General features: G+C 44.0%; 20 protein-coding genes. 19 read left to right on the top strand and 1 reads right to left on the bottom strand.

The genetic code is table 11. The features are described 5' to 3' along the window. Positions 1–257: 257 nt before the first annotated feature. The 9 genes from CHH58_RS04125 to CHH58_RS04085 all read left to right on the top strand — a co-directional run bounded on the left by CHH58_RS04125 (position 258) and on the right by CHH58_RS04085 (position 9,305). Positions 258–1,121, top strand: a complete 864-nt coding sequence (locus CHH58_RS04125; protein WP_170937516.1) for a DUF72 domain-containing protein — start codon at positions 258–260, stop codon at positions 1,119–1,121. Beyond that, positions 1,122–1,739, top strand: coding sequence for an HD domain-containing protein (locus CHH58_RS04120; protein ID WP_249275026.1), 618 nt, complete (start codon positions 1,122–1,124; stop codon positions 1,737–1,739). A 14-nt stretch (positions 1,740–1,753) separates the two neighbouring features. Continuing rightward, on the top strand, positions 1,754–2,710 hold the full coding sequence (locus CHH58_RS04115) for a thymidylate synthase (RefSeq protein ID WP_095262068.1): 957 nt from the start codon (positions 1,754–1,756) through the stop codon (positions 2,708–2,710). A 12-nt stretch (positions 2,711–2,722) separates the two neighbouring features. Beyond that, a complete protein-coding gene (locus CHH58_RS04110; RefSeq protein WP_095227092.1) occupies positions 2,723–3,217 on the top strand; it encodes a dihydrofolate reductase in 495 nt (164 codons plus the stop codon). Between the two features lie 111 nt (positions 3,218–3,328). Continuing rightward, entirely contained in the window at positions 3,329–3,544 is a 216-nt protein-coding gene (locus tag CHH58_RS04105; protein ID WP_095227093.1) for a YozE family protein, read from the top strand. Positions 3,545–3,674: 130 nt separating this feature from the next. Continuing rightward, complete coding sequence (gene plsY / locus CHH58_RS04100) at positions 3,675–4,271, top strand: glycerol-3-phosphate 1-O-acyltransferase PlsY (protein WP_095262067.1); 597 nt, start codon at positions 3,675–3,677, stop codon at positions 4,269–4,271. 6 nt (positions 4,272–4,277) lie between these two features. Beyond that, on the top strand, positions 4,278–5,879 hold the full coding sequence (locus CHH58_RS04095; protein ID WP_095262066.1) for an aminotransferase class V-fold PLP-dependent enzyme: 1,602 nt from the start codon (positions 4,278–4,280) through the stop codon (positions 5,877–5,879). Beyond that, positions 5,879–7,714: an LTA synthase family protein gene (locus CHH58_RS04090; protein ID WP_095232740.1), complete on the top strand. Its 1,836-nt coding sequence runs from the start codon at positions 5,879–5,881 to the stop codon at positions 7,712–7,714. Before CHH58_RS04095 ends, CHH58_RS04090 begins: the two co-directional genes overlap by 1 nt. 190 nt (positions 7,715–7,904) lie before the next feature. After that, positions 7,905–9,305 (top strand): L-cystine transporter, encoded by a 1,401-nt coding sequence (locus CHH58_RS04085; protein ID WP_095262065.1) that lies wholly within the window; start codon positions 7,905–7,907, stop codon positions 9,303–9,305. A 55-nt stretch (positions 9,306–9,360) separates the two neighbouring features. On the opposite strand, the gene CHH58_RS04080 is transcribed toward CHH58_RS04085, so the two are convergent. Beyond that, positions 9,361–9,693, bottom strand: a complete 333-nt coding sequence (locus tag CHH58_RS04080) for a YolD-like family protein (RefSeq protein WP_095227098.1) — start codon at positions 9,691–9,693, stop codon at positions 9,361–9,363. Between the two features lie 113 nt (positions 9,694–9,806). On the opposite strand from CHH58_RS04080, the gene CHH58_RS04075 reads away from it, so the two are divergent. The 10 genes from CHH58_RS04075 to CHH58_RS04030 all read left to right on the top strand — a co-directional run bounded on the left by CHH58_RS04075 (position 9,807) and on the right by CHH58_RS04030 (position 19,294). After that, positions 9,807–10,025: a transcriptional regulator gene (locus CHH58_RS04075; RefSeq protein ID WP_095227099.1), complete on the top strand. Its 219-nt coding sequence runs from the start codon at positions 9,807–9,809 to the stop codon at positions 10,023–10,025. Between the two features lie 73 nt (positions 10,026–10,098). After that, the gene (locus CHH58_RS04070) at positions 10,099–10,836 is read left to right on the top strand and encodes a YqcI/YcgG family protein (RefSeq protein ID WP_095227100.1); all 738 of its coding nucleotides are present in this window, start codon (positions 10,099–10,101) and stop codon (positions 10,834–10,836) included. Positions 10,837–10,908: 72 nt separating this feature from the next. Then, the gene (locus CHH58_RS04065; protein ID WP_095227101.1) at positions 10,909–12,060 is read left to right on the top strand and encodes an exonuclease SbcCD subunit D; all 1,152 of its coding nucleotides are present in this window, start codon (positions 10,909–10,911) and stop codon (positions 12,058–12,060) included. Position 12,061: 1 nt separating this feature from the next. Continuing rightward, positions 12,062–15,169, top strand: coding sequence for an AAA family ATPase (locus CHH58_RS04060; RefSeq protein WP_095262064.1), 3,108 nt, complete (start codon positions 12,062–12,064; stop codon positions 15,167–15,169). A 13-nt stretch (positions 15,170–15,182) separates the two neighbouring features. After that, positions 15,183–15,431 carry a DUF2584 family protein gene (locus CHH58_RS04055; protein WP_095217859.1) on the top strand — a complete coding sequence of 83 codons (249 nt, stop codon included), beginning with the start codon at positions 15,183–15,185 and terminating at the stop codon, positions 15,429–15,431. 167 nt (positions 15,432–15,598) lie between these two features. Beyond that, positions 15,599–16,159 (top strand): VrrA/YqfQ family protein, encoded by a 561-nt coding sequence (vrrA, locus tag CHH58_RS04050; protein WP_095232736.1) that lies wholly within the window; start codon positions 15,599–15,601, stop codon positions 16,157–16,159. A gap of 67 nt (positions 16,160–16,226) precedes the next feature. Next, on the top strand, positions 16,227–17,180 hold the full coding sequence (gene msrA / locus CHH58_RS04045; RefSeq protein ID WP_095227104.1) for a peptide-methionine (S)-S-oxide reductase MsrA: 954 nt from the start codon (positions 16,227–16,229) through the stop codon (positions 17,178–17,180). Positions 17,181–17,256: 76 nt separating this feature from the next. Next, positions 17,257–18,015 carry a TerC family protein gene (locus CHH58_RS04040; protein WP_095232735.1) on the top strand — a complete coding sequence of 253 codons (759 nt, stop codon included), beginning with the start codon at positions 17,257–17,259 and terminating at the stop codon, positions 18,013–18,015. A gap of 5 nt (positions 18,016–18,020) precedes the next feature. Continuing rightward, positions 18,021–19,091 carry an AbrB family transcriptional regulator gene (locus CHH58_RS04035; protein WP_095232734.1) on the top strand — a complete coding sequence of 357 codons (1,071 nt, stop codon included), beginning with the start codon at positions 18,021–18,023 and terminating at the stop codon, positions 19,089–19,091. Then, positions 19,091–19,294: a DUF6501 family protein gene (locus tag CHH58_RS04030; protein ID WP_095227107.1), complete on the top strand. Its 204-nt coding sequence runs from the start codon at positions 19,091–19,093 to the stop codon at positions 19,292–19,294. The genes CHH58_RS04035 and CHH58_RS04030 overlap by 1 nt, the downstream gene beginning before the upstream one ends. Positions 19,295–19,316 lie beyond the last annotated feature (22 nt).

Raw genomic sequence — 19,316 nt, 5'->3', positions numbered from 1 at the left:
CAATGTTCTTATTCCGCTCATCTTGTTTGCTTGACACAAATATAGCTTATTTTGAAAAATGCGTCAAGTATGGGGAAATGGGGGTTTATTGGGAAAGTAATCGCTCTCTGACTGAATTGAAAGACTGGTTCATTTCTTCTTTCTTATCAATATGCTACATTTTATGTTTTTTATTATAAGTAAAGCTCTTCGTTGATGGGTTGATACGATTCTATTACAATATAATAAATCGTATATTGTCGGAAGGAGGCGAGGGTTTGACAATTCAAATCGGTGTAACTGGGTGGGGAGATCACGATAAATTATACCCAGATGCAAAAGCCAGACAGCAGAAATTGAAAACATATGCGACCCATTTTGATGTTGTCGAAGTGGATTCTTCCTTCTACGCCATTCAGTCTGTCAAGAATTATACAAAATGGGCAGATGAAACACCTGATCATTTTTCTTTTATTATTAAAGCGCATCAGGACATGACCGGCCAGAGTCGAAAAAAGATGACCAGAGCAGAAGCAGCTTCACTATTTGAGCACTTTTTGGCATCGATTCAGCCTATCATAGAAGCAGATAAGCTAGCAGCGGTCCTTTTCCAGTTTCCACCTTGGTTCCAAGTGGAAAAGACAAGCATCGATAGGCTCCGTTTTATTCGTGAGCTGACGAAAGGACTGCCGGTAGCGATTGAATTCCGGAATCAGTCATGGTACGCGGAGGAATATAGAGACAGGACGCTTCTTTTGTTGCGTGAGCTAGGATTCATACATACAGTTTGCGATGAACCGCAGGCAGGAAGCGGTTCTGTACCTGCGATTGCCGAAGCCACGAACGACCAGCTGACGCTTGTGCGCTTTCACGGACGAAATGTGCATGGCTGGAATCAAAACGGTCGCGAAGACTGGCGAAAAGTCCGTTTTCTTTATCGATACAATCAGATTGAATTGAAGGAATGGCGGGATACTGCATTGGAGTTGGAGCATTCCTGCGCACGTGTCATCTTACTATTCAATAATAATTCCGGCGGTGATGCTAGTGATAATGCCAAGGAGATGATGCAGCTCTTCGGTCAGCAGCTGCCGGATCCGCCGCCAGAACAACTGAACTTATTTGACCAGGAAGGGCGATGAATGATGGAACAGAAAAGACAATTGGAAGAGATGGAGCGTTATGCTTATACCATTTTCCGTAAAGACGCAACAGGTCACGATTTCTATCATATGAAACGAGTAGCTAAGATGGGAAGGAAAATCGCATTCGAAGAAGGTGCAGATCCGTTCCTGACAGAGGCGATTGGATGGATGCACGATATTGGTGACCATAAACTGTTTGATGAGCCAGCAGATTCTGTGGCTGAGGCTCAAGGTTTTCTGCGCCGTATCGGGTTGGAAGATAACGTCATTCAAGATATCTTTCAGGCATGCCGCAATATTTCCTTCAGTAGAGGACGCACACCTGATACAGTGGAAGGAAAGATCATTCAGGATGCGGATCGTCTGGATGCAATAGGTGCTATCGGGATCGCTCGGACGTTCGCTTTTGGCGGAGCTGCCAGCCGCCTTATCCATTGGCCTAATGATCCCAAGCATTCGAGCGTTCAGCATTTTTATGATAAACTATTAAAATTGAAAGATACACTGCATACAAAAACAGCATTGCGTATGGCTGAGTCGAGACATGCTTACATGCAAGACTTCCTGAACCGATTTTTTGAGGAATGGGAAATGCCGTGTGATGATATACGATAAAGGAATGATATTATATGACAACCTCTGAACAAGCTTATCTGGATCTATGCAGATATGTACTTGAAAATGGCACAAAGAAAGAAGACCGTACAGGTACTGGCACAGTTTCTGTATTCGGCTACCAGATGCGCTTTGACCTGCAAAAAGGTTTTCCATTGCTGACAACAAAAAAAGTCCCTTTCCGGCTTATCGCAAGCGAATTGCTTTGGTTCCTTAAGGGAGATACAAATATCCGCTACTTACTGCAGCATAACAATAACATTTGGAATGAATGGGCGTTTAAGAATTGGGTGGAAAGTGAAGCATATGACGGTCCGGATATGACCGATTTTGGACGCCGTTCACTGCAGGATGATAACTTCCGTGCAGCCTATGAGACGCAAATGGGACGCTTCAAGCAGCAGATTCTGACCGATGATAGCTTTAGCGAACGTTTTGGCCATCTCGGGGACGTGTATGGAAAGCAGTGGCGAAACTGGAAGACGACACAAGGAGAAAGTATCGATCAATTGCAAGACATAATTGAAACGATCAAGAAAAATCCGGACTCCAGAAGATTGATAGTTTCAGCATGGAATCCAGAAGATGTACCATCGATGGCGCTGCCGCCTTGTCATACAATGTTCCAATTCTATGTAGCGGATAACAAACTTTCTTGCCAGCTTTATCAGCGCAGCGGCGATATTTTCCTTGGTATCCCGTTCAATATTGCCAGCTATAGTTTGCTGACACATATGATTGCCAAAGAATGCGGATTGGAAGTCGGGGAATTCATCCATACAATTGGAGACGCGCATTTATATACGAATCATCTTGAGCAAGTGGAGACTCAGCTAAGCCGTACACCAAAAATATTGCCAACATTGCAGATTAAAGACAGCTTGCATTCTGTTTTTGATGCTTCCATGGAAGATTTAGAAATCATCGGATATGAACCGCATCCTGCCATCAAAGCGCCAGTCGCCGTATAAGGAGGGACAAGTATGATTTCATTATTATTTGCAATGGATCAGAACCGAGGTATCGGATATGAGAATGACCTTCCATGGAGACTTCCGCGAGATCTGCGATTCTTCAAAGAAAAGACGACCGGTCAAATCATCGTCATGGGGAGGAAGACACTCGATTCGATGAATGGTGCACTGCCGAATCGGACGAATGTTGTGCTTACGAGGGATAAAGCATTCAAAGCAGATGGTGTTACGATTTTGCATGATGTGAATGCAGTAAAGGAATTAGCGGACGAGCACTCCGAAAAAGAGATTTTCATAATCGGTGGAAGCGAGATTTTTTCCCAGACATTGGAGATCGCTGATCGTATTTATATGACGTATATAGAGGAGAGCTTTCCGGCAGATACGCACTTCCCAGACTTTCCATTGAAAGAGTGGAATGAAACATCACGTGAGAAAGGCGTCAAAGATGAACGAAATCCATACGATTATTACTTTATTCAATATGATCGGGTAAGGCGCTAAATGCTGTATGTATTTTTGCCGCCTGTTTTTTTCTTCTTTCTTATAGTGCTGACAATTTATTATCCGGTATGGAGGAAGAAGAGCGGAGTACAACCGAAAGAAGGTGAATAAATGCGTTCTTTTTATCATTTTATGATGACATACCGAGGACGGAAGAAGCCAACGGATGAGAGTCTCCTTGCTGACTGGATGTTTGGGGATCATAATTTTCCGAAGCATAGCTCATCCTATGACGAAATCAGCGAATACTTGGAATGGAACAGTCCTTTCCATGGAGCGCTGCAGGTTTTTGATCGTCTATGGCGATCTTATGAAACAACAGAATAAGTGATTATCATGCCTGTATCAGCAGATACAGGCATTTTTTATACCGTATTTAGGTAAAATTTTGTCAAATGTCATTGAAGTTTCAGATATTTATTTATACTATGGAACTAATGCAAGGTGGTGTAAGTTTATGGAAGTTGTCGGGCTTGCTCTAATAAGTATAATATTGGCATATCTGCTTGGCTCTCTAAATGGAGCCTATTATATGATGAAATGGAAGCATGGAATCGATATACGTACGACTGGAAGCGGGAATGCAGGAGCAACGAATGCCGGAAGAGCGATGGGAAAGAAAGGTTTCTTGTGGGTGCTTGCTTTCGATTTAGCTAAGGGAATGCTAGCTGTGCTGCTTATCCGCTGGAGCGGTCTGACTGAGGTTATTCCAGGTTTAGGTATGATTGCAGCAGTGCTGGGTCATATATTTCCCATTCAGCTTCGTTTTAAAGGCGGAAAAGGAATAGCAGTGTCACTCGGAGCACTTGTCATTTTCTCTTACCAAGCAACCTTCCTGCTGCTTGCTGTTTTTCTATGTATCTATCTTTTTATTAGAAAATTCAGCATCTCAGGTTTACTAGCTTATGCCTGTACAGCGGTACTGCTTCCATTTTTACGATTGGACATGCTAACTATTGCTGTTTACGTTCTAGTGACTGTCCTTATCCTGGCAGCCCATCATACGCATCTGAAAGCTGCTTGGAGCTATTTGCTATTACGTAACGAGAGGTGACATACGATGAATTCGACACAATTAAAGTACAAAATTGCTACCGAGCCGTGGGAATTTGAACAGGTGCATGCGCTCAATTATCGTACCTTCACAGAGGAAATTCCACAGCACGAGACCAATCAGGAGCGTAAAAGAATAGACAGGTTCAATAAGGAAAATACATATATTATCGGCCTGGATGGGGAGAAGGTCGTTGCTATGATCGCTACCCGCTCAATCAGGCCTTTTTCGCTTGATGAAAAAATAGAGGGACTGGATGACTATCTGCCTCCTCATGATGCCAAATGCGAAATCAGATTACTGGCAGTCGAAAAAGCCTATCGTGAAAGTTTCGTATTTTTCAGGCTAGCAGAAGCGCTTATTCAATACTGTCTCGAAAATGGATTTGATATGGCCGTTATTTCCGGCGTCTTACGACAGCAGAAGCTGTATAAGCATATGGGGTTCGTTGCTTTCGGACCGTTGACTGGATCAGGAGATGCACAATTCCAGCCGATGTATGTGACGGAAGAACTGTTTCAGCGCAAAGCGCGAGCTTTTCAGCGCATCCTTCTACAAAACCAAGATCCGATCAGTTTCCTGCCAGGTCCTGTTCCAATGGCTGATCAAGTAAAAAAGACAATGGGTGAGACAGCATGCTCTCACCGTGCACCTGCGTTTCTTGATCAGCTCCATCAGTTGCGAGGGCGACTAAGGAGTTTGACCCAAGCAAAGCATGTTCAAATACTGCTGGGAACTGGAACACTAGGAAACGATGCCGCGGCCGCTCAGTTACGCACACTAAATAAGCAAGGCTTAATACTTGTTAATGGAGAGTTCGGATCGAGGCTGAAAGATCATGCACAGCGGGTGGGTCTACATTTCAACACAGTGGAAATACCTTGGGGTGAAAGCTTTGATTATGAACACATATTGGCAGAGGCAGAATCTTGTAATGCTGACTGGATATGGGCTGTTCATTTGGAAACCTCAACCGGTGTGCTGCAAGACTTAGATCAGCTGAAGTACATTGCGAAGAAGACAGGCAGTAAGTTGGTTCTGGACTGCTGCAGTTCCCTAGGAAATGTACCACTTGATTTGCGAGATGTGTTCCTAGCCACTGCTGGCAGCGGAAAGGGCATAGCTTCCTATGCTGGATTGGCTTTCGTGTTTTATCACCACACAATTGAAATATCCAGCAGCATTCCGCGCTATCTGGATCTGGGTCTTTACCATACATATGACAGTGCGCCGTTCACGCATTCTTCTAACTTGATCAGAGCTTTGTCTGCTGCAATCGATAAATGGGAAGATGCAAAACTGCTGCATCGGGTCGGTGAACTGACAGAAATACTGATCAAACTTTGCAGAAAGAAGGGGCTGACACTCTTAGCAGATGCAGCCTGGGCACCTGGGATTGTTACTATCGTTCTGCCGAAGGAACAGCGTGCGGATATCGTTGGCAGGGAGCTCGCAAAGAAAGGCTATTTGATAAGCTGCAATAGCAGTTATCTTATCGAACGTAATTGGATGCAGATTTCCGTCATGGGACATCATAAGGAGAAGGATTTGGAGCATGTGACAGATGCGCTTGCCGTTCTGATCGGAAAGAAGGAAACATTTGCCTGATGAATTTTCTTGCTACCGCTAAAGGATTCTGTTCGGTAGGAGCAGTTCTCCTTTTATGTAAGATGTACCTTATTTGTATCATCTATTTCAATTTACCTCTATATGAACCATTTGATTACATTCAGCTATTCCTGTCTTGTATGTCATCGGTTGCGGTATTGTTTGTCCTGCTGTATCTATTTTCCAGGAAGCTGCGCGCAGGCGCATTTCTTATTTTACATATCATCATAACTGGAATTCTATACGGAAATCTGCTGTATTTTCGTTTTTATATCGACTTTGTAACACTGCCTATTCTTTTTCAATTCAAAAATGTCGGGGGACTCAGCCAAAGCACAGCTGAATTAATGGATCCGCTGGACTTATTGCTTTTTGCAGATGCTATGATTCTTCTCTTATGGTGGATCTTCAAACGTCCGCGTTCTGTATCTTTCAAGTGGAAACGGAAGGGTATTCTCGTTGTAAGCACTGCATTATTAATAGCCATCAATGTCGGCTGCTCTTATATTGGCGGAGGAGATCAGCATGATGGCAGTTATAACCGGTCAGCAATGGTGAGTACACTAGGACCTGTATATTATCATGGATATGATATTTACCAAACGGTGCGCGCAGAGCTCAGCAGTACATTTGCAACAAAACAGGATTATAAGAAGGCTGCAGCATACTTGGAAGCTGCCGACACAGATATCACATCAGAATATTTTGGCGTTGCAAAAGGGAAGAACGTTATCTTAGTCAACTTGGAATCCACCCAGCAATTTGTCATTGGCAGAAAAGTGAAAGGAGAGGAAATCACTCCTTTCCTGAACAGCTTGATGGAGGGCAGTTTCTATTTCGACCAGATTTATCACCAGACTGCTCAAGGAAAGACCTCGGACGCTGAATTCATGTTCGATCAGTCTTTCTATCCGCTTACAAGCGGTTCTGTTTATGTAAGACGGGCGGAGAATGAGTTTATTGCTATGCCCGAAATCCTTGCTAAATCCGGATATCATAGCGCTTCGTTCCACGGTAATGTCGGCAGTTTCTGGAATCGGGAGGAAGCATATGATGCTTTTGGCTATGATGAATTCTTCTCTAAGGATTCTTATCAAGTTTCCGAAGAAAATTCCGTTAATTACGGTATAAAGGATGAGGCTTTCCTCGAGCAATCCATGCCTTATCTGGAAGAACTGAAGCAGCCGTTCTACAGCAAGTTTCTGCTGCTTACAAACCATTTTCCATTTCTGTTGGATGAAGAGGATATACTAATAGATGAAGCAGATACAGGTCTCGATGTCGTGGACCGTTACTTCCAGACAGTACGATATGAAGATGAAGCACTTAAAGAATTTTTTGGTGAATTGAAACGCACCGGCTTATACGAAGATTCCATCATTGTGCTCGTTGGTGATCATTATGGGATATCAGAGAATTATTATGATGGAATAGCATCCTATCTGGATGAAAATCTCTCGACACCGGAAGAGCTTGACTTGCAGCGGGTTCCGCTGATCATTCACGTACCCGGGCAGGAGGGAGAAACCTTCCATAGTCCTGGAGGGCAGATTGATATCCAGCCAACCATCTTGCATCTGCTTGGCGTGGATACGGCTGCTTATCCAAATTTCGGCCAAGATCTGCTAGCTGCTGATCGTGAACCATTCGTTGTTTTTCGAGATGGTGATTTTGTTTCGGAGGAAGTCATCTACACAAAACAGCTTTGCTATGATAAGACTTCAGCTGAACAGACAAAAATGGAAAAATGCTCTCCTTATTTTGAAAAGCGCAATAAAGATTTATATTATTCAGATGCTATCCTGAATGGTGATCTTCTTCGTTTCGCTGATTGATGAAGACCGGTTCCGATTAGAGGAACCGGTTTTTTGTTGGGGTGAATTCATATAATTATTACAGTATCCAACACCTTGCCTGCTCATTTCTTAATCACAGATTCATATTTACATAATCTTTCCATCATGGTATTGTGTAAAAGGTCAATTCATACTTAGTTGATTGGAATTATATAATTTAATAAGGAGGATGATTTATTTGGACTTATTCACATTTGTGAACATTGTTATTCTTTTAGCCTTAATTGGCGTACTCTTTTACATGCAGAAGAAGCATATTTCCTTTTCTAAACGAGTACTGACCGGATTGGGTCTCGGTATTGTATACGGAGTTATACTGCAGTTAGTGTATGATCCGGCTTCTGAAACCATCGTCATGACAAGTGATTGGTTTGGGTTGGTGGGAAGCGGATATGTGAAACTTTTGCAGATGATCGTAATGCCGCTAGTTTTCATATCGATTGTAGCTGCTTTCACGAGACTAGAGAAGTCTTCTAATCTTGGAAAGATAAGCGGGCTTGTCATCGGTACACTTATGGTGACAACAGCAATTGCCGCAGCAATCGGTATTGCAGCTGCTGCAGGTTTCGACCTGAAAGCAATTGATATAACTGCAGGTGATGCGGAGATAACACGCGGTGAAGATTTGGAAACAAGCCTGACTGAAGTACAAAGTACAACAGTCCCCCAAAAAATATTGGAATTCCTGCCTGCTAATCCATTCTTGGATTTGACAGGAGCAAGACCTACTTCCACGATTGCAGTAGTTATATTTGCAGCATTTGTTGGGGTAGCTTACCTTGGGATAAAGAGAAAGACACCTGAGCATGCTGCTTTCTTCCAAAAAATAATTGAAGCGTTGCATAGTCTTGTCATGCGTATTGTCACATTGGTATTGCGTTTAACACCATATGGCATACTTGCTTTGATGGCAAAGACAGTTGCAGGCAGTGATTTTAACGCAATCGCAACATTAGGTAAGTTTGTTATCGCTTCTTACGTCGCACTGATTGCTATGTTCGTTGTGCATCTGATTGTGCTGGCTGTACTTGGACTAAGTCCAAAGCAGTATCTAAAAAAGGTCTTTCCGGTATTGGCATTTGCCTTCACTTCCCGTACGAGTGCCGGCACCCTGCCGCTGAACGTTGAAGCGCAGCGAAATAAATTAGGTGTACCAGAATCTATCGCTAATTTCTCGGCATCATTCGGTATCACAATCGGACAAAATGGATGTGCTGGAATCTATCCAGCTATGCTTGCGGTTATGATTGCGCCTTCTCAAGGTATCAATCCTTTATCACCGTCATTTATTGCAACCTTAATACTAGTTGTTATGATTAGTTCATTCGGTGTAGCAGGAGTGGGAGGAGGAGCAACATTTGCTTCTTTGATTGTTCTTTCTACGATGAATTTACCAGTGGCTTTAGCCGGTGTATTAATATCGGTTGAACCGTTGATTGATATGGGTCGTACGGCACTTAATGTTAGCGGTTCGATGGTATCAGGACTTGTTACCAGCCGGACGCTTGGCGAATTGGACACAAAAACATATACTTCTGATGACACATCAGCGGAAAGCATGGCACGTTAAAGCTGATTTATCCGCTGCATTAAAAAAAGCCGCCTCCAGCTGAGAGCGGCTTTTTTTAATGCAGCGTGATATCTATAATATGGTCGAATGGAATGCGAATAGGATACAGCCTATCCATTGTATCCAGAAGCAAATATTGCTCGGACTGCTTTAGTCCTGTAACGATCCCTGACGCATTTTCCACATTTCGCCCTTTTCTGTACATCATACTGGCTTTCGTTTTGCCTACCTGAATATAACGAACCTTCTGTTCCAATTCTTCCAGCTGCTGTTCATCCATGATTGGGGGATTTGCTTTTCCGATTTCCCGTCCCATTTGCTGCAGCATCTCAACATGCTCAGGCAGCATCAAGGATGTCCATTTGATTTTCCCGCGATCATTCACCATAAGTCATGCCTCCTGTAAATAGTATAATCGAACGTGTGTTCTTTTTCAAGTGACAAGGAACGTATGTTCTTATATAATAAATATATGAAATTATACAGAAAGCAGGGATCTTAATGGAAAGAGCCGCATTGGCGAAATTCATAGAGCAGCAGGTTACGATGATTTATATGGCAAAGGATGGCTCCTTGACGAAGCGCCAAGTAATGATCGAACGAATCAATGACGAATCAGTGACCGGCTATTGTTTTTTGCGCAAACAACTGCGCACATTCAGAGTGGACCGAATTCTTGCCATTCAGCCACAGCGGAACGTGTGGCGCATGTCTTCATAATTCCTGTCATTCACTCGGTATCTCCATCCTGAATAAAGTACTAGGGATAAACCCAGGAAAAGGAGAACATGTGATGACGATCTTGTTCGACAGCTCTAATGCTGACAATCACCTCAAGACTTCTTGGCAGCAAGAAGCACTACTTACCTTCCATAGCAAATTATCCGATCAGAAATCCCAGTTCCCTTGCATACCAGCCACGGTAGGCCATAGGCTTGGTCAATTCCGTTACGGTTTTGCCGTTGATCCTACGACAGAAGATGCAGCTAAGCAGCTGGCGGATTTTCTGCACACATACGGACAGCAAGCAAGGGAATTTGGTTCTTATACTTCCCTGATTATATTCTTTGATACAACGAAGCAGCAGGAGCTACACCTTGATGTATCTGCTTATTTCGATATTTTTTGGAATCTGCTCAGCAAGACGACAGCTCACGATCAACAGAGCTGGCCAATTCACATTCCAAATAATCCGGCAAATGCATTGTGGGAATATTGCTTTGGCGGTGAGCAATATTTCATGTATTGTGCCACGCCAGCACATTCCAATAAGAAAAGCCGGAATTTCCCATGTATGATGCTAGCCATAACACCAAGATGGGTGCTGGAGACATTCGAATCAAAACCAAAAGCTGCTGCTGGCATCAAGCAGAAAATCCGGGAACGTATCCTCAAATATGATTTAAGTGATATTCATCCTGATTTGAATGCATACGGCAATAAGGACAATCTTGAATGGAAGCAGTACTTTCTCCATGATGATAATAGTTCGCCAATTAAATGTCCTTTTCATAGAAGAAAGCAAGACTAGCAGTTTCCTGCCGGTTCTTCCCATACCACCCTTTTCTAAATCATGCTAGAATAATAGCAGGAGGAATTCGTTATGAAACTATTGCATACCGCTGATTGGCATCTTGGTAAGATTGTCAACAGCGTACATATGACAGAAGATCAAGCTCTTATCCTGGAGCAGATCAAAACGATAATCGATAGAGAACAGCCTGATGCGGTCATCGTAGCAGGCGATTTATATGATCGGGCTATTCCGCCCCGAGATGCAGTGGAACTGCTGAACAATACATGGAACTGGCTTATTGGCGATAAGGAAATACCTGTATTGTCCATCAGCGGCAACCATGACAGCCCGGATCGTCTCGATTTCGGCAGCCAGCTGTTCAAGGCAAGTAAGTTGTACATCGAAACGAAGCTGCGTCCTGGTTTGACTCCAGTCACACTGGAAGATGCACATGGTCCTGTGCATTTTCACCTAATTCCATATACAGAGCCTGCTGACGTACGTGCATTCTTTGGAGATGACAGCATTACTACCCATCAACGAGCAATGGAGCAAATTGTTTCATATATTACCGACACATACGACATGACAGAACGTCATGTTTTTATCGGACATGCCTTCTTGGCAGGCGGTATGGAATCTGACTCTGAAGAACGACTCTCCATGATCGGCGGGAGTCCGTATGTGGATGCAGCTCTTTTCAAACCATTTACGTATGCAGCGTTTGGGCATTTGCATCAGGCACAGCGCATCGTCAGTGACCATATACGCTACAGCGGTTCACCGCTCAAATATTCCTTTTCCGAGGCAAGTCATAAGAAATCGGTGACAATGGTGGAGCTTGATGCAGCCGGATTCCAATCATTTGAGAAGATTGATCTTGTACCCGAACGGGATATGCGCATTGTGGAAGGTTACTATGATGATTTAATGGAAGGATCGGCGGGAAATCCAGACGATTATTTGCATATACGTCTATTGGATGACGGGCAGCTGCTAGATCCTATGGGGAAACTCCGTAAACTGTATCCAAATATCCTTCGATTAGAACGAAAGGCTAAGGTCGGCGCCAGCTCCATGTCTGACATCAAACAAATCAAGGAAAAGCAGCGCATGTCGCACATGCAGCTTTTTGCTGCCTTTTATGAGGAAATGAAAGGTGAAGCCATACCGGAACACCGTCAGACTCATATGGAAGCGGTCATCCAGCGTCTGATTGAGCAAGAGAGGAGAAGCTGATATGCGTGCCATTACATTGAATATGACCGCTTTTGGTCCTTATCATAAACCACAGACCATTGATTTCAGAGAACTTGGAGCAGAATCCATCTTTTTGATCACAGGTCCGACTGGTGCAGGAAAGACGACGATTTTTGATGCGATTTGTTACAGCTTGTATGGACGGGCCAGCGGAAGCGATCGTGACCAAGATTCTCTTCGCAGCCATTTCGCAGCACCAGGTGAAATAACAGAGGTACGGTACCGTTTTGCACTTCGCGGTAAGGATTATGAAGTCATCCGTTATCCGAAACAGCAGAAAAAGAAAGAGCGTGGTGACGGTTTTACGGATGATCCGGCAAGAGCAGAATTTTATGAGTGGAAAGATGGAGAGCAGATACTGATCAGCTCCAGGATCAAGGAAGTGAACGAGGCAATCGAAGAAAAGATTGGCCTCGATTATGAACAATTCCGTAAAATGATCATGATTCCTCAAGGAGAATTCCGGAAGCTCATCTCTGAGAACAGCAAAGAACGGGAAGAAATTCTTCAACGCATCTTCCGCACGTACTTTTATGAACGAATGACAGATGCGCTAAAGGACGAAGCGAAACTCTTGAAGGAGAGTTTGCAGCAGACGGAATGGAAAGAACAGCAGCAGATCAGCAAAATTGAATGGCGTACACAGGAGCCCGCTGAGACAGACAGTGTACCCGAGACGATGCAGAAGCTGCAAATAGAACTTGAGGCTATAACAACTGCTGTTACGCAGGGCGAGCAGGAGCTTGTACAGCATAAAAATATTTGGCAGGAACGTCAGCAGCAATATTATGAAGCAAAGCAGCTACTTGACACGTTCAAACAGTTGGAGCAAGCGCTTGTTCAAAAAGAACAGCTCGAGCACAAGCTTCCTGATATCAAACAAAAACAGCAGCGCCTTCAGGATATGGAGCGCGCAAACCGCTTAGTGCCGTATGAGCAGCAGCTCGTCACCCGTAAACAGGAGTGGCAGCGTCAAGCAAAAGCCCAGCAAGAGACAAAAGAAAGAAAAGATCTACTAGAGCAGCAGTACACCACTATCTCCTCTTCTTACACAAAAGCAAAAGAGTTGGAACCGCAGCGGAAAAGCCGGCAGGAACAGCTGCAGCTACAAAAGCAGCAGCTCGAAAAGTGGAAAGAGTATGAGAAGCACAAACTAGAATTAACACGCATTCAGAAGATGCTTGAAGATAAGCAGCAGCGTTTGCATAAGTTAAAAGAGTTACACACAGATAAGAAGAGCCAGCAATCTAAACTGGAACAAGACTTAAGCCAGGAAGCTGCGCTGATTCAAGCATTCTATGAGGATCAGGGAATACTAGAAAAACTGGAACGACAAATAGAGGAAGCAGCGCGATTGAAAGATGCTTTCCGCCAGTTACAGGAAATGCGCAACGTTTATCAGCAGACCAAACAGCTGTTGCAGGAAAAGGAGAATAATGTACAGCAACTGCGGCGTGAGATTGCTGAGATGGAAGAAGCTCAGGCGGCCCATCACGCTGCACATCTTGCCGGACAGCTTGCATCTGGTGACCCTTGTCCTGTTTGTGGATCTATCGAGCATCCATCACCGGCTCAGACAACAACGCATATACAATCATTTGAGATGCTGAAACAAAAGAGAATGCTGCTCGAAGAGGCCCAGCGTGCATATGATGAAGTACAGAAAAAATATGTGGAAGCAAAATCGAATGGGCAGGCCATCCGCCAGGTGACAGATGAGCTATACCGGAACATTACCGGAGAAGCTTCTTATGATCAGGCAAAACTGGATGAATTGACACAAGATATACAAACGAAAAAGGACAAAACAACTGGCTCCCTTCGTGTTAAGCAGGCAGAGCGTAAGCAGCTGGAACAGAAGAGAAAGACACTTGAGCAGCTTAAACAAACGTTTGAACAAGAGCAGAAGGCCGCAGAAGAGCTCCAAAACGATCTGCGTACACTAGAAGAATCGTACACCCGCGCTGAGGCAGAAATAAGTTATCAACGCAAACAGCTGCCTGAAGTGCTTCAGGATCATTCCGAATGGGAACATAAAATCAGGCAAGAAGAAGCTGCAATCGAAGCTGCAATTAACGAATGGGAAGCATTACAGCACCAATTTGAGGAAATCTCCAGAAGCAGACAGCAAATAGCAGCAGCTCTTGAATCGACTGCAAAATTTACAGCAGATTTGGAGCAAACATACTTCCAGGAAGAAAAAGCTTTTCTCGCTAAGCTCGAAGAAGCTGGATTTTCTGATACGGAATCTTTCAGGCAAGCCAGCGGTTCGGAGCTGGAGGTAAGGAAGCTTCAGGAAGAATTGGAGCGGCATGAACAGCAGCGTCGAAGTGTTTCTGAACAGATCGAGTCACTGCTCAAGCGAACCGATAAAAAGGAAAAGCCAGATTTGAATCTGTATGAACAAGCAGTGACAGAAGCAGAGAAAGTATTCGAAGCGAAAAATAGCAGCCTGAATATAGCAAGAAGCTATGCCTCTCACCATGAAGATATTATGACATCCTTACTACGTCTTCAGGAAGAAGCCGCAGAGCAAAAAACACAGTATTACGATATTGGTGAATTAGCCAATTTAGCAAAAGGGGATAACAGCCTGCGACTTTCCTTTGAGCGCTATGTGCTAACCAGCTTCTTGGATGAAATCATTCTTCAGGCTAATATACGATTAGAAGAAATGACAGATCACCGCTATCAGCTCAAACGAAGCGGGCAGATTGCCAAGCGTGGTGCTCAAAGCGGATTGGATCTTGAAGTGATCGACCATCACACTGGACAGGAACGCCCAGTCAAGACATTATCCGGCGGAGAAGGCTTTAAAGCAGCACTATCGCTTGCTCTTGGCATGTCTGATGTTGTTCAAGCGCATGCAGGCGGTGTTGAACTCGAAACCTTATTCATTGATGAGGGCTTTGGTACACTGGATGAAGTGTCACTTGAGCAGGCCATTGACAGTTTGAAAGGATTGCAGGCGAGCAATCGTGTACTCGGCATCATTTCTCACGTACCACAGCTGAAAGAGGAGATTCATACAAAACTGCAGATTGATACTTCACCGACAGGGTCATCTGCAAAATTTATATTCCAATAAGGAGGAAGACAATTTGGGAACACCAATCAATTTTGAAACAGTCCTGCGTACAGAAGGAAAAGAAAAACGAATTGACAGCAAAGAAAATATTTTTCAGCTAAAACTTCAGGGATATCATATATTCCCCCTTCATCAACCGATAGATATCAAGCGAGCTAAAGATACCGACGAAATTGGCAGAGCAATCATTGTCGAATTGACGTTGAAAGAGGAGCAAACCATTTGTACGTATCAGCTTGTTTCGTTATCAAGCGTCAATTAACGACATAATCCCCTGCTTTAAAAGGAGGTAGAAGGGGAATTTTGCGCTTGCCCGGGAAATAGGAGCTGGATAGGGAAATATATTGCCTGCATACGGAATAGAATGGAACAAAAGACTTCTTACTCGCGTAGACTGGTAGAAATATTGACGTGAGAAGAGGTATGTGAATGGCAAGAAATCTATTCGGTCCTTCCGCCTTTGGGCGACGAGGCCAGCCACCTGTAAGAAGGAACCCGTTTCTTTCTCATCAAAGAGTTGTACCGCAGCCTCCGCCTCAGCCTCAACGTACATCTGGCGGCGGCTTATCTGGTGTTCTGCAAAAGATTCTGAACCGTGGAAGCAGAGGCGTACAAACTACGGCCAGGGCAGCTCTTCCGGCTAGCAGAAGTTCTTCTGGGGGAGTATCGTTCCTTGACATGCTGAATCATACACAAAGCGCACTCAGGGCAGCTGAGTCCTTCATGCCAATGGTGCAGGAGTATGGACCGATGGTGAAAAACTTGCCTTCCATGCTCAAAATGATGAAGGCTTTGAAGGACATCAACTTTGACGATGACGATGAGGAACCAGCATCTGAAACAGAAGCAAAGAATAAGGATGAGGAAAAGGATAAAAGCAATGAAGACGACAAGACCTTGACCTCTATCTCTAAGGATGAAAAAGCACCATCTAAACAGGAACCGAAGAAAAGCGGATCTGGAGAGTCTCTTCCGAAAATGTATATTTAAGCGTGCTACTTGATTTTTTTCCGCAAAAGAGGAAAATATATAGCATACGATGAAGGAGGGATTTATTATGGCATTACAACACGCTACCTTTGCAGGAGGCTGTTTCTGGTGCATGGTCGAACCATTTACGGAGCGCCCTGGGATCGAAGCAGTAGTTTCCGGTTACACAGGCGGCGACAAACCGAATCCCACATACGAGGAAGTGTGCTCGAACACAACTGGTCATGTCGAGGCCGTTCAAATTACTTTCGATCCAGATGTTTTCTCTTATGAGAAACTGGTAGAAACGTTTTGGCAGCAGATTGACCCGACTGATGCTGGCGGTCAGTTCCACGACCGTGGCGAATCTTACAAAACTGCGATCTTTTACCATGATGAACAGCAGCGGCAAGTGGCAGAGGCATCCAAAGCGAAGCTGCAGGAGAGCGGACGTTTCCAGAAGGATATCGTGACCCCGATCCTGCCTGCCAAGCCGTTTTATCCGGCGGAAGAGAAACATCAGGATTATTACAAGAAGAACAAGTACCATTATAAGATGTACAAGCGTGGTTCCGGTCGGGAAGATTTCATCAAGCAGAACTGGGCTCCTAAAAAAGACAAAGCAAAGCTGAGAGAAACTCTGACTCCGATCCAGTATCACGTTACGCAGGAGAATGGAACAGAACGTCCTTTCGAAAACGAGTATTGGAACAATACCAAGGAAGGTATTTACGTGGATGTCGTATCCGGCAAAGCATTGTTTTCTTCTAGGGACCAATATGACGCAGGCTGCGGTTGGCCAAGCTTTACTAGACCGCTTGATTCATACGAAGTGAAGGAGAATATGGATCTTTCACACGGAATGGTTCGGACGGAAGTAAGGTCGGCTGAAAGTGATTCCCATCTTGGTCATGTTTTCGATGACGGTCCGAAAGAGACAGGCGGACTGCGGTACTGCATGAACTCTGCAGCAATGAAATTCATTTCTGTCGCCGAGATGGAAAAAGAAGGTTATGGAGAGTATTTGTATCTCTTCAAGTAAATAAATACAGTAACAGCTTTGCTCTTGTTCGCTATACGATGGAACAAGAGCATTGTTTTGGACAAGGGGTATGAGAATGGATTCTTCATTAATAATTGAATATGGCTGGATTTTGCTAGTCCTGATTGGACTGGAAGGATTACTAGCAGCAGATAATGCGCTTGTAATGGCGCTTATCGTAAAACATCTGCCTGCTGAACAGCAGCGTAAAGCTCTATTGTACGGTCTGGGAGGGGCGTTCATCTTTCGTTTCGCTTCCTTGTTCTTTGTCAGCTTCTTAGTGAACATTTGGCAAATCCAGGCTTTAGGTGCTCTTTATCTTCTATATATTTGTATATCGAACCTTATTAAACTGAAGAAAAACAGCGGCGAGGAAGATGGCGAGAGTCCGTTTAGCAAGAAAAACTCCGGATTCTGGATGACAGTATTAAAAGTCGAATTAGCGGATATCGCTTTTGCAGTGGATTCTATTCTTACTGCAGTAGCACTTGCAGCTTCTCTATCAGCTACACCACTTCCTCATATCGGCGGAATGGATGGTGGTCAATTCCTTGTTGTATTAGCAGGCGGCATGATTGGTCTGATTCTAATCAGAATTGCGGCTTCTTATATCGTAAAAATCTTGGACAAGCGCCCTGGCCTTGAGGCAGCTGCATATTTAATCATCGGCTGGGTAGCAATCAAATTGGCTATCCACACATTGGCGCACCCTGCATTAGAGATCATTTCAGAACATTTCCCTGATTCTACGGGCTGGAATGCTACATTCTGGATCGTGATGGCTGTTATTGCCATTACCGGCTGGTTCTATAAACCTAAAAGCGAAAGGGCCTGACTTTGATGGGGGAGAACGGTCAATTACGTTCCATCTTGAAGTCTTATCTGATTGCCTTGATAGGCGGCAGCCTTTTCACTTTGCTGCATTTGCCGCTTCCTTGGATACTTGGTCCGGTAACGGGCCTTTTGCTTTCCAAAATTTTCTGGAATAACCGGACAGCTGCATCACAGCCGCTTCGTAAAGTGAGCTATTGGCTGCTTGGTATCCAGATCGGTAACACATTTACGGTGCATACATTCCATAATGTGCAGCCTTATCTTTTGATCTATACACTTTTGACATTGCTATTGATTGCAATTTGCATGGTCAATGCTTATATGGTCAGTAAATGGGTGAACGTGGATATGAAAACAAGCATGCTCGGCAGTATACCTGGAGGTTTGTCTGCTGTATCGGCGCTGAGCGAGTCTATGAAGGCCAATACTGGACTTGTGACGATATTCCAGACAATTCGTCTCGTCAGCATTCTATTCATCATTCCGTTTGCCGCTACGCATCTGTTCATGGATGCAGGGAGTCAAGGAGCAGTACAACTGCCGCAGACAGAGCAAGGAGCTTGGTGGACAATCGGGTTATATGTCATCATGTACATAATCGCCCGTCTGACAAACAGATTTATTCCGTCATCGCTTGTTATCGTCCCGATGCTGCTTACAGCAATACTGCAAGTAAGCGGGATGCATTTGTATCAGTTTCCGCATCTGTTTTTTGTTGCGGCACAGTTGACAATCGGCGTCTATTTAGGTCATTCTATTTCTATAAGAGATTTAAAAAAGGCCGGCAGACTTTGTCTCTATTATACTGGTCTGTCTATACTACTTATTTTACTTTGCTTTGGACTAGGGTTTTTGTTCAGCAAGTTCACATCATTGAACATGGCTACCTCTGTGCTAAGCATGGCACCAGGAGGACTAGTTGAAATGGCACTCACGGCGCAGACAACTGGCGGAGACCCTTCCATTGTAAGTTCTTTGCAAACAATAAGGTTGCTTTTGGTCGTACTTGTATTGCCTCTTCTGCTGCAATGGACGCTACCGAAGCTTGAGAAACATCAACGAAAGGAAGAAACGTAATGATCCATAAAAATTGGCAAGATACAGAAACAATCAAACAAGTGGAATGCGTCCACACAAACGCAAAAAAATATGTTGTTAATACAACTCTGACACCAGGAAAAATCTACGATGTTAAAAATGAAACAGAAGAATTCATCTTCATCATCGACAACACAAACCGGGTTGGAGCTTTCAGGAAAGATTATTTCAAGGAAGTGTAATAAATTGACAGAGTAAAGGCTA

This window comes from Terribacillus saccharophilus (assembly GCF_002272745.1).
GTDB classification, from domain to species: Bacteria; Bacillota; Bacilli; order Bacillales; family Amphibacillaceae; genus Terribacillus; species Terribacillus saccharophilus_B.
This window is presented reverse-complemented; position numbering and strand designations above follow the sequence as displayed.

Bases quoted from the DNA above. Each gene is read 5' to 3' on its own strand.
- vrrA (WP_095232736.1), top strand. From the start codon at position 15,599: ATGGCAAGAAATCTATTCGGTCCTTCCGCCTTTGGGCGACGAGGCCAG.
- CHH58_RS04105 (WP_095227093.1), top strand. From the start codon at position 3,329: ATGCGTTCTTTTTATCATTTTATGATGACATACCGAGGACGGAAGAAG.
- CHH58_RS04120 (WP_249275026.1), top strand. From the start codon at position 1,122: ATGATGGAACAGAAAAGACAATTGGAAGAGATGGAGCGTTATGCTTAT.
- CHH58_RS04065 (WP_095227101.1), top strand. From the start codon at position 10,909: ATGAAACTATTGCATACCGCTGATTGGCATCTTGGTAAGATTGTCAAC.
- CHH58_RS04095 (WP_095262066.1), top strand. From the start codon at position 4,278: ATGAATTCGACACAATTAAAGTACAAAATTGCTACCGAGCCGTGGGAA.
- CHH58_RS04115 (WP_095262068.1), top strand. From the start codon at position 1,754: ATGACAACCTCTGAACAAGCTTATCTGGATCTATGCAGATATGTACTT.
- CHH58_RS04040 (WP_095232735.1), top strand. From the start codon at position 17,257: ATGGATTCTTCATTAATAATTGAATATGGCTGGATTTTGCTAGTCCTG.
- CHH58_RS04030 (WP_095227107.1), top strand. From the start codon at position 19,091: ATGATCCATAAAAATTGGCAAGATACAGAAACAATCAAACAAGTGGAA.
- CHH58_RS04070 (WP_095227100.1), top strand. From the start codon at position 10,099: ATGACGATCTTGTTCGACAGCTCTAATGCTGACAATCACCTCAAGACT.
- CHH58_RS04060 (WP_095262064.1), top strand. From the start codon at position 12,062: ATGCGTGCCATTACATTGAATATGACCGCTTTTGGTCCTTATCATAAA.
- CHH58_RS04090 (WP_095232740.1), top strand. From the start codon at position 5,879: ATGAATTTTCTTGCTACCGCTAAAGGATTCTGTTCGGTAGGAGCAGTT.
- CHH58_RS04085 (WP_095262065.1), top strand. From the start codon at position 7,905: ATGATTTATTTGGACTTATTCACATTTGTGAACATTGTTATTCTTTTA.
- CHH58_RS04075 (WP_095227099.1), top strand. From the start codon at position 9,807: ATGGAAAGAGCCGCATTGGCGAAATTCATAGAGCAGCAGGTTACGATG.
- CHH58_RS04110 (WP_095227092.1), top strand. From the start codon at position 2,723: ATGATTTCATTATTATTTGCAATGGATCAGAACCGAGGTATCGGATAT.
- CHH58_RS04035 (WP_095232734.1), top strand. From the start codon at position 18,021: ATGGGGGAGAACGGTCAATTACGTTCCATCTTGAAGTCTTATCTGATT.
- msrA (WP_095227104.1), top strand. From the start codon at position 16,227: ATGGCATTACAACACGCTACCTTTGCAGGAGGCTGTTTCTGGTGCATG.
- CHH58_RS04080 (WP_095227098.1), bottom strand. From the start codon at position 9,693: ATGGTGAATGATCGCGGGAAAATCAAATGGACATCCTTGATGCTGCCT.
- plsY (WP_095262067.1), top strand. From the start codon at position 3,675: ATGGAAGTTGTCGGGCTTGCTCTAATAAGTATAATATTGGCATATCTG.